Here is a 9,825-nt window from a genome sequence, read left to right as displayed (position 1 = left end):
CCGTCCGGCGCAGGGCCGTGCTGTCCCCGGTGTTCGTGCTGCGCCGACTCGCCGGCACCGTCGCCCTGCTGTTCGTGCTCTCCGTCGCGGTGTTCGCGCTGCTCCAGTTGGCGCCGGGCGATCCCGCGCACACGCTCCTCGGCAACCGCAGCGCCACGCCCGAGGCGCTGGCCGCGGTGCGCGCCCGGTTCCACCTCGACGACCCGTTCGCCGTCCAGTACGCGCACTGGCTCGGCGACGCGCTCCGCCTGGACCTCGGCACGTCGCTGCGGACGGGGGACGAGGTGGCCGGCGCGATCGGCGACCGGCTCGCCCTGACCGGTCAGCTCGTCGGCCTGGGCTTCGCCGTCGCCGTGCTCCTCGGGATCCCCGCCGGAGTGCTGGCCGGCCTGCGGCACCGGCGCCCCACCGACCGGGCCGTGCAGAGCCTCGGCGTGATCGCGCTGTCCACCCCGGCCTTCGCGGGCGGCCTCCTGCTGATCTACGTCTTCGCACTGCTGCTCGGCTGGTTCCCCGCCTACGGGCCGGGCGACGGCGGCGCGGGCGACCGGCTGCGGCATCTGGTCCTGCCCGCGCTCGCGCTCGGCCTGTCGGTGACCGCCGTGCTCCTCAAACTGACCCGGGCCGCCGTCGTGCGCGAACTGGAGCGCGAGCACGTGGTGTTCGCCCGCGCCCGCGGGGTCGCCCCGCGCACCGTCCTCGTCCGGTACGTGCTGCGCGGCACGCTCGTGCCCGTGCTCACCGGCGCCGGTCTGGTCGTCGCGTACCTGCTGGCCGGGACGGTGATGGTGGAACAGGTGTTCGCGCTGCCGGGCCTCGGCTCTCTGCTCGTCGACTCGGTGACCTTCCGCGACCTGCCCGTCGTCCAGGCGGAGGCGCTGCTCGTCGCGACCGTGGTCTGCCTCGCCAATCTGGCCGTCGACCTGGCCCCGCCGCTGCTCGACCCGCGGCTGCGCACCGCGCCCGCCGCCACGCCCGCCGCCGAGGGGGAGGACCGATGACACCCGAGGCCGTCGCACCGCCCGCCCCGCACAGGCGACGCTCCCGCTCCCCGCTCGCCGTCGTGTGCACGGCCGTCGTGGCCCTGCTGGCCGTCGCGGCGGTGGCGGGCCAGTGGCTGCTGCCCGGCTGGGCCGACCAGGACCTCGCCACCGGCGTCTCCATGCCGAGCGCCGCCCACTGGTTCGGCACCGACGAACTCGGCCGGGACATTGCGCAGATGGTCGTGGCCGGCGCCCGCTCGACCCTGCTCGGCGCCGCGCTCGTCGCCGTCGGCTCGATGCTCGTCGGCAACGTCCTCGGGTTGATCGCCGGGTACCACGGCGGCTTGGCCGACCTGCTGGTGCGCCGCTGGGCCGACCTGCTCCTCGCGCTGCCCGCGCTGCTGGTCACCATCGTCGTGGCCGGCATCGGGGGCGGCGGCTACGCGCTCGCGGTCGGCGCCCTCGTCGTGCTGACCTCCCCCGCCGACATCCGCCTCGTGCGCTCGGCCGTGCTGGAACAGCGCCACCGCTCCTACGTGGAGGCGGCGCAGACGCTGGGGCTGTCCCGGACCACCGTGATGCTCCGGCACATCTGGCCCAACGTGCTGCCGGTCGTGGTCGCCAACACCCTGCTGAACTTCGCCGGGGCCGTCGTCGCCCTCAGCTCGCTGTCCTTCCTGGGGCTCGGCGTGCCGCCCGGCGCCCCCGACTGGGGCCGGATGCTCTCCGAGAACCGCACCCTGCTCTACGACAACCCGTCCGCGGCCCTCGTCCCCGCACTGCTGATCATCGTGGCGGCGGTCGCCCTCAACCTGCTCGGCGACCGGCTCTTCGAGGCGTTCACCGACCGCGGGAGGTCCTGATGTCCGCGCCGGCCACCCCTCTGCTCACCGTCGACGGCCTGCGGGTCGCGTCCGTCGGCGGCGAGCGCCCGCTGCCGCTGCTCGACGGCGTCTCGCTCACCGTCGCCCCCGGCGAGAGCGTCGGCATCGTCGGCGAGTCCGGCAGCGGCAAGTCGCTCGCCGTGCGCGCCGTCGTCGGCCTGCTGCCCCCGGGCACCCGCGTCACCGGCGGCGACGTCCGGATCGGCGGCACGGACGCCCTGGCCCTCGGCCCGGCCGCACGCCACGCGCTGCGCGGCCGTCGCGTCACGCTGCTCATGCAGGACCCGTTCACGATGCTCCACCCGCAGCTCACCGTCGGCCGCCAGATCGCCGACGGGCTGCGCACCGCGCGCCCCCGGGGCCGGGCCGCCCGGGCCGAGCGCCGCGCCGAGATCGTCCGCCGGCTCACCGAGGTCGGCCTGGAGCCGGAGACCGCCGACCGCTACCCGCACGAGCTGTCCGGCGGCATGCGGCAGCGCGTCGCGGCGGCCGCCGCGCTCGCGGGCGACCCCGAACTGCTCATCGCCGACGAGCCGACCACCGCCCTGGACGCGGCGAACCAGCGGGCCGTGCTCGATCTGCTGCGCGGACTCCAGCGCGGCCGGGGCATGGGCCTGGTCCTCATCACGCACGACCTGCGCGTCGCCTTCTCCGCCTGCGACCGGGTCTACGTCCTGTACGCGGGCCGGGTCCTGGAGCACGGGGCCTCCGCCGCGCTGGAGTCCGACCCGCGCCACCCGTACACGGCGGGGCTGCTCGCCTCCGAGCCGTCGGTCCGTGAACGGTACGCCGCGCTGCCCGCCGTCCCCGGCTTCGTCCCGGCGCCCGGGGAGCGCGGCACCGGCTGCCCGTTCGCGGACCGCTGTGCGCACGTGGCACCGGAGTGCCGGACCACGGACCTGACGCTGCGTCCGCTGCCCGGGGAGGACCGCTCCTCCGCCTGCCTGCGTCTGCCCGCGATCCGCGGCGACCTGACCGCCGAACGCGTCCCCGAACCCACCCCCGAGGTCGCCGAGGAGACGGCTCCCGAGGAGGCGCCGGCGCTGGACGTGCGCGGCGCGGACCGGGTCTTCCGCTCGGCGGCGGGCGACCACCGGGCGCTGCGGGACGTCTCCCTGTCGGTGCCGCGGGGCACCGTGCTGGCACTGGTCGGCGAGTCCGGCTCGGGCAAGACGACGCTGGCCAGGATCGCGATGGGCCTGGAGACGTTCGACCGCGGTGAGGTCACCGTGGGCGGGCTGGCGCTGCCGGCGGGCGCCCGCCCCGACGTGGCGGACCGCCGCGCCCTCGCCGAACGCGCCCAGATCGTCTTCCAGGACCCCTATGCGTCGCTCAACCCGCTGCGCACGGTGGGCGCGACGCTGCGCGAGGCGCTCGTCGCGGCATCCGGCAAGCAGCCGCGCGCCCGGGCGGACGCCGCCGTCGAGAAGCTGCTCGCCCAGGTGGGCCTGCCCGCCGCCTACGCGCGGCGCCGCCCGGCCGCGCTGTCCGGCGGTGAGCGCCAACGTGTCGCCGTCGCCCGCGCGCTGGCCGCCCGGCCCCGGCTGCTCATCTGCGACGAGGCGGTCGCCGCACTCGACGTCTCGGTCCAGGCCCAGCTGCTCAACCTGCTGACGCGCCTTCAGCGGGAGGAGGGCTTCGCGGTGCTGTTCATCACCCACGATCTGGGCGTGGTGCGTCAGATCGCCGACCGGGTGGCGGTGATGTACCGCGGAGAGATCGTCGAACAGGGTTCCACGGCACGGGTGTTGGACGCGCCGGCGCACCCGTGGACACGGCGGATGCTGGACGGGCTGCCGCAGTCGGCGGGGGCCGGAACAGCCTCGGGGGCCGCGGACGCCTGACACCCCGCCGGCCCGCGCCGCGCGGGCAGTAATATGCCGCCCACCTGCACTTCCCCACGACAGCGAGGCCGCCGAGCATGACGATGACCGAGGACGGCAAGGAACCGGGGCCTGGCAGCGCGCGCTCCGCCCTCGCGGGCAACCTCAACCGCCGTCGTCTGTCCCGTGGTTGGAGTCTGCGGGAGCTGTCCGCACACACGGGCGTCAGCAAGGCGCTGCTGTCGCAGATAGAGCGGGCCGAGGCCAACCCGACGCTCGACGTGCTCTCCCGGATCGCCGACGTGCTCGACACCACGTGCACGGAGTTGCTGCGGCGACCGCTGCTGGAGCCCGAGATCGTGCGCGCCGCCGATCTGACGGAGGCCGCCGAGGAGACCACCGTCAGTCTGCTGTTCACCGGATCGGCCGCCGGGCGCTCGGAGTTCTACCGCTCCCGGCTGCACCCGCACGCGCAGAGCCAGGTCAGTACGCACGGCATCGACTCGGTGGAGTACGTGCTCGTGGTGTCGGGGGCGGTCACGCTGGTCGTCGACGACGTGCCGCACCTGCTCGGCGAGGGCGACGCGGCGCGCTTCTCGGGTCTGTCGCCGCACTACTACGCCACGCAGGAGTCGCCCGCGATCACGCACAGCGTGGTGCTGTACCCGCCGGCCTGACCCGGGTGACCTTGCCGGTCGCCGGGTCGATCCCCGCGTGGACGCAGGGGTCCGCGTCGTCCGGGACGGCCGGGTGGGGGTAGGCGTAGGTGGAGGCGATGGGGTGGCTCCCGTGGTCCCGCGACGGGGCGGACGGGCTCACGGTGTCCGCTCGGTGAGGCAGTACACGGCGCCCGCCGGATCGCGCATCACGATCCATGACGCACCGTCGCTCACGTGCGTCGCGCCGAGCTTCTCGTGCCGGGCGCGGGCCGCCGCGGTGTCGCGGCACGCGAGATCGAGGTGGGCGCCCGCGGGACCGTTCGCGTCGAGCCGCTGCAGCAGCAGCTGCACCGGCACGCCGGACACCAGCCTGAACTCCGGCCGGGAGCACGGGACTTCGGGCCACTCGGTGAGCGCGGACCAGAACGTGCACTCGCGGTCGTACACCTGCGGCGGGGTGTCCAGACACACCTGGTCGACGCGCTCGCCGGTGCCGACGGGCGGCGGCACCGCACTCTCCCCCGACCACGACACCAGGCAGAACAGGTGCCCGGCCGGCGAGCAGAGGACCTCCAGGCCCGGTTCGGTGTGGACGCCGGCCGCGCCGAGGGCGCGGGCCCGCTCCCCCGTCCCGGACACGTCGTCCACGGCGAGGTCGAGGTGGGCGCCGCCCGGCCCGTCGAGGACGCCCTGCACCTTGACGCACGCGTCCGCTCCGGAGGCCTCGGGGAGCAGGGTCACGAACTCCCCCCGCTCGCCCCGCGGCTCGGACACCGTCGCCTCGCTCACGCGGGCCCAGAAGTCGTGGGCGACGGCGAACCGTTCCAGCGGCCGGTCGACGAACGCGTACGTCCAGCGGATCACGGGCCGCTCACCCCGTGGCGTCCGCGAGGGCCAGCTCGTGGAGCCGGTCCGGCGGGCCGGGACGGGCGTAGTACCAGCCCTGCGCCGTGTCGCAGCCGAGCTGCTTCAGCTGCTCGGCCTGCGCGCCGGTCTCGACGCCCTCGACGGTGACCGCGAGGTTCAGGCTGTGGGCGAGCGAGACGATGCCCTCCACGATCTTCAGGTCCACGGGGTCCGCGGGGTACTGCTGCATGCCCTGGGTGAAGGAACGGTCCAGCTTGAGCACGTTGACCGGCAGCCGGCGCAGGTTCGCGAGGTTCGAGTAGCCGGTGCCGAAGTCGTCGAGCGCTATGTCCACGCCCATCTCGGACAGCCGGCGCAGCGGCTTGAGCAGATCGTCGTCGGCGCCGATCAGCGCCGACTCCGTGACCTCCAGGCAGAGCGCGCCCGGGGCGAGCCCGGCCCGCTCCAGGATGTCGACCGTGTCGGAGACGAGCCCGGGGTGGGTGAGCTGCATCGGGGACAGGTTGACGTTGATGCGCAGGGGGCCCGCGTCCGCGTGCCGTTCCTGCCAGACCCGGGCCTGACGCACCGATTCCTCCAGGACCCAGCGGCCGAGCGGCACGATGAGGCCGGTGTGCTCGGCGAGCGGGATGAACCGGTCGGGGCCGAGGACGCCGTGCTGCGGGTGCAGCCAGCGGACCAGGGCCTCGGCGCCGCGCACGCTGCCGTCGCCGAGGTGCACGAGCGGCTGGTACTCGATGAAGAACTCGCCGCGGTCCAGGGCGGCGGGCAGTGCCGTGGTCAGGCCGTGCCGGGTGATGGCGCGGGCGTCGGCCTCGGGGTCGGCGAGCTCGTAGCGGTTGCCGCCCGCGGACTTGGCCCGGTACATCGTGATGTCGGCGCTGCGCAGCACCTCGGCGGGGCTGCGCTCGCCGGCCGGTCCCTCCACTATGCCGATGGAGCCGCGCACGGTCAGTTCGCGGCCGTCGATGCGGATGGGCGTGGCGAGGGCGCTCATGATGCGGCCCGCGAGCTCGTCGACCTCGGCCTCGGTGTCCTTGCCGGTGGTCAGGGCGACGAACTCGTCGCCGCCGAGCCGGGCGACCATCTCGCCGCGGGCCGTGGCGCAGGCCTGCAGCCGGTCGGCGACCTCGACGAGGAGCCGGTCGCCGACGGCGTGGCCGAGGCTGTCGTTGATGGTCTTGAAGCCGTCGAGGTCGAGGTAGCACAGGCCGAAGCGCATGCCCTCGCCCGCGCCGAGCACCTTCTCCAGACGCTCGAAGAAGAGGGTGCGGTTGGGCAGTCCGGTCAGCGCGTCGTGCGTGGCCTCGTAGCGCAGGCGCAGGTTGAGCAGCCGGCGCTCGGTGGTGTCCTCCATCAGGGCCAGCTGGTACTGCGGGACGCCGTCCTTGTCGCGCAGCAGCGACACCGTCAGATTGGTCCAGAGGGCGGTGCCGTCGGGCCGGTAGAACGCCTTCTCCACCCGGTAGTGCTCGCGCTCGCCGCGGACCAGCTCGTTGTAGAGGTGCCAGACCTGCGGGGCGTCCTCGGGGTGGGTCCACTCGGCGACGTTGCGGCCGCGCAGCAGGCCCTCGCCGCCGCCGAACATCCGCACCAGCGCGTCGTTGACCTCCAGGACCGTGCCGTCGAGGTCGGCGATGCCGATGCCGATGGCGGCGCCGTGGAACACCGCGCGGAACCGGGCCTCGCTCGCGTGCAGGGCCTCGGCGACGACGCTGCGCGCGTTGAGCGCGGCCCGCGAGATCGCCTCCTGCTCGGCGAGGGTGCGCTCGCGCAGCGCGGCCGCGAACCCGGCCGCGACGGCGTGCTGGATGCGGGCGCAGCGGGCCCGCAGATCGTCCTCGCGCTCGGCCGTGCGCGCCTCTTCGCCGCAGTACAGGACGAGGTACGCGTCGACCACGTCGAGGGTGCGGCTCAGCGCCTCGGGGTCGGTGCAGTGTGCGTCGATCAGGGCGGCGCCGACCGCCCTGGCCTCCGCGCCGTCCAGGCTCCGCGCGGCCAGTGCCGCACGCAGCCGCCGGACGACCGGCACGAGTTCCTCCTCGAACTCGGGCCGGGTCAGGGACGTCGCCGTCACCGGGTAGATGGCCCGGCTCCAGATGGTGGCGAACCTGCGCAGTCTGTCCTCCGGTCCGCCCGGCTCTCCGCTCACGCCTTGCGCCCCACTCCCACATAGCCCGCGAATGTGTACGGGTCCTCGTCCTCGGGCGCGGTCTGCGGCCGCCACACCGGCATCGGCACGATGCCGGGCTCGACGACCTCGTAGCCCTCGAAGAAGCGTCCGATCTCCGCGGGGCTCCGCATGATCAGCGGATTGCGGACATCTTTCCGGTAGACGTCGACCGCGCCGTCGGCCTGCTCCGTCGAGATGGGCATTCCCTCGTACGAGGCATGCGTCACGATCAAGAGGCTGCCGGGTGCGAGCGCCTCGCCGAGTTCGGCCACGGCCGCGTACGGGTCGTCGGCGTCCTCGATGAAATGCAGTACGGCGACCAGGAGCAGTGCCACCGGCCGCCGCAGGTCGAGGAGTTGGGCGACCTCGACGCTGTTCAGGACGTCCCGCGGCTTGCGCAGGTCCGCCGCGAGGACCGCGGTGTCCGTGTTGCCTTCGAGCACGGCCGTGCTGTGGGCGACGGCGACCGGGTCGTGGTCGACGTAGACGACGCGGGCACCGGGGCTCGCCTGCTGGGCCACCTCGTGCACGTTGCCGAAGGTCGGGATGCCGGAGCCGATGTCGAGGAACTGGGTGATGCCCTCGTCGAGGGCGTACCGCACCGCCCGCCGCATGAACGCCCGGTTCGCCTGCATGATCTTGGGCAGGCCCGGCATGAACTCCATGGCCTTGCGGGCGGCGTCCCGGTCGACCTCGAAGTTGTGCGAACCGCCCAGGTAGTAGTCGTAGATCCGGGACACACTGGGCACCGAGATGTCGATGCCCTGCGGGGCCCAGGCAGGACGCTCCATCAATCTCTCCAAGGCGTAGGCGAGCCGGTGTTCGAGCTGAGGCTACTGATCAGCTGCCAAAGGAGCGAGTCAAAACGGAAATTGACCGTCCGTTCTCGGTCACTGCCTGCGGCACGTGCCAATTGGCCGTGATCCGAAACCACCCCGAAACCATCTCTTTCCCAACCGAAAAGAACCGGTCCGTTCCCGGCACATGACCATCACTGGGCCATGTGAGGAACGGACCGGCGATTCGCCAAATCCTTGACGACTCTACTGTGAGCCGCTTGCCGGACGCACCGGCCCCTCCTCGGTTGTTACTTGGGAGCGCCCACCGGCTTTCCGTCGGGAGCCGCCGCGTACCAAGTACCACCGACTCCCTGACCGTTGGTGTCACCCGGCTTCTTGTCACCGGAGAACGTATAGACCGGCCAGCAGTTCAGGGTCTGCTGCTTGGTGCCGTCGGGCCGGGCGAAGGTCATGTATCCCTTGAGCGGAATGTTCTCGGTGTCGTTCTTCGCGACCGGCGGGACGGCCGGCCACTTCTGCGCGCACGCGCCCACGCAGTTGGACTTGATGGGCCAGGCCGAGTCCTTGAGGAAGCGGTAGACGGTCATGCCGTTCTTGTCGACGACGATCTCGCCGAGCTTGGGGTCCTTGCGCGTGGACAGGCCCTTCAGGTCGGCGGGCTGCGCGGCGGAGGCCGGGCTCGCCTTCTTCCCGTCGGGCGCGGCGGCGTACCAAGTGCCGCCCACGCCCTGCCCCTTGGCGTCGCCCGGCGCGGTGTCCATCGCGTACCGGTACATCGGCCAGCCGTCGATGGTCAGCTGCTTGGTGCCGTCCGGCGCCGTCACCTCGCCCATCAGGGCCGGGTCGACGCCCGGCGCGGCCTTCGCGCCGCTCGCGGGGACGGCGGGCCAGGCCTTGAGACAGGCGGCGTCACAGTTCGACTTGGGCGGTTGCGCGGTGTCCTTGTCGAAGCGGTACATGGTGAATCCGGCGCTGTCCGTGAGGACCTGGCCGAGCTTCTTGCTGTCCCACACGGCGAGCTGACCGGCGGACTTGGCCTTGGCGGCGTCCTTCTCGGCGCCGCCGCCCGCGTCGCCGTAGCCGTCGGAGCCGTAACCGCCCTGCGCCGGGGCGGCGTTGCCCACGTTCTGGCCGTTCGCGCTCTGGTCGCCCTTGTCCTGACCGCACGCCGTCGTCAGCGCCAGCAAGGCCGCAGCTGTCGCTACGAGCGAGGCGCTCCGCCAGGAGGTCTTCATCGTCAACTCCCGCTAATTGCTTGGGTGTTGTGCGATCCCGGTCGGGTCCGCACATGGCCCTAGGTACGGGCGCGGACGGCGGGTGCGTTCAACGCGGTCCAAGATTTCTTGCGCGCAAACCTCGCGTGCCCCCACTCCCCACGTTCGGGGCAATCCACGGCGACGCGGGCGTGCCGGGCCGCACCGCCGCCCATGATCTCGGTCGTGGATCGAACCAGTCGGGCCAGGTCCGCCCTGGTCACACGAGTCCTCGCGGTGCTGGCCACCGCCTGGCTGTGCGGCGCCGCCGCACCCGTGGCCCAGGCGCTGGCCCCCGCCGACAACTGCGCGTACGCCTCGATCGACGGCGGCGCGACGGGCGGCGCCGTGGCGGTCTCCGGCGACGGCGTCACCTGCAGCGC

The 9,825-nt window shown here is 73.3% G+C and carries 9 protein-coding genes; 5 read left to right on the top strand and 4 right to left on the bottom strand.

Going from position 1 to position 9,825, the window contains the following annotated elements:
• From M4J07_RS44080 to M4J07_RS44065, 4 genes are all read left to right on the top strand, one after another.
• Positions 1-1,001: ABC transporter permease (locus M4J07_RS44080; protein ID WP_374215191.1), on the top strand; the 1,001-nt coding region annotated here is incomplete at its 5' end.
• Entirely contained in the window at positions 998-1,846 is an 849-nt protein-coding gene (locus M4J07_RS44075) for an ABC transporter permease (RefSeq protein ID WP_255982268.1), read from the top strand. The genes M4J07_RS44080 and M4J07_RS44075, both read left to right, overlap by 4 nt.
• On the top strand, positions 1,846-3,711 hold the full coding sequence (locus M4J07_RS44070) for an ABC transporter ATP-binding protein (protein ID WP_255982266.1): 1,866 nt from the start codon (positions 1,846-1,848) through the stop codon (positions 3,709-3,711). Before M4J07_RS44075 ends, M4J07_RS44070 begins: the two co-directional genes overlap by 1 nt.
• A 77-nt stretch (positions 3,712-3,788) precedes the next feature.
• Positions 3,789-4,367 (top strand): helix-turn-helix domain-containing protein, encoded by a 579-nt coding sequence (locus M4J07_RS44065; RefSeq protein WP_255982263.1) that lies wholly within the window; start codon positions 3,789-3,791, stop codon positions 4,365-4,367.
• A gap of 138 nt (positions 4,368-4,505) precedes the next feature.
• On the opposite strand, the gene M4J07_RS44060 is transcribed toward M4J07_RS44065, so the two are convergent.
• The 4 genes from M4J07_RS44060 to M4J07_RS44045 form a co-directional block, all read right to left on the bottom strand.
• On the bottom strand, positions 4,506-5,213 hold the full coding sequence (locus tag M4J07_RS44060) for a VOC family protein (RefSeq protein ID WP_255982261.1): 708 nt from the start codon (positions 5,211-5,213) through the stop codon (positions 4,506-4,508).
• 7 nt (positions 5,214-5,220) lie between these two features.
• Entirely contained in the window at positions 5,221-7,368 is a 2,148-nt protein-coding gene (locus tag M4J07_RS44055; protein ID WP_255982259.1) for a putative bifunctional diguanylate cyclase/phosphodiesterase, read from the bottom strand.
• Positions 7,365-8,180 carry an SAM-dependent methyltransferase gene (locus M4J07_RS44050; protein ID WP_255982257.1) on the bottom strand — a complete coding sequence of 272 codons (816 nt, stop codon included), beginning with the start codon at positions 8,178-8,180 and terminating at the stop codon, positions 7,365-7,367. The genes M4J07_RS44055 and M4J07_RS44050 overlap by 4 nt, the downstream gene beginning before the upstream one ends.
• Positions 8,181-8,476: 296 nt before the next feature.
• Positions 8,477-9,424, bottom strand: coding sequence for an SCO0930 family lipoprotein (locus M4J07_RS44045; protein ID WP_255982255.1), 948 nt, complete (start codon positions 9,422-9,424; stop codon positions 8,477-8,479).
• Positions 9,425-9,628: 204 nt separating this feature from the next.
• On the opposite strand from M4J07_RS44045, the gene M4J07_RS44040 reads away from it, so the two are divergent.
• On the top strand, positions 9,629-9,825 hold a 197-nt coding region (locus tag M4J07_RS44040), incomplete at its 3' end, for a hypothetical protein (protein ID WP_374215190.1).

The organism is Streptomyces longispororuber (assembly GCF_024448165.1).
Taxonomy (GTDB): Bacteria; Actinomycetota; Actinomycetes; order Streptomycetales; family Streptomycetaceae; genus Streptomyces; species Streptomyces longispororuber_A.
This window is presented reverse-complemented; position numbering and strand designations above follow the sequence as displayed.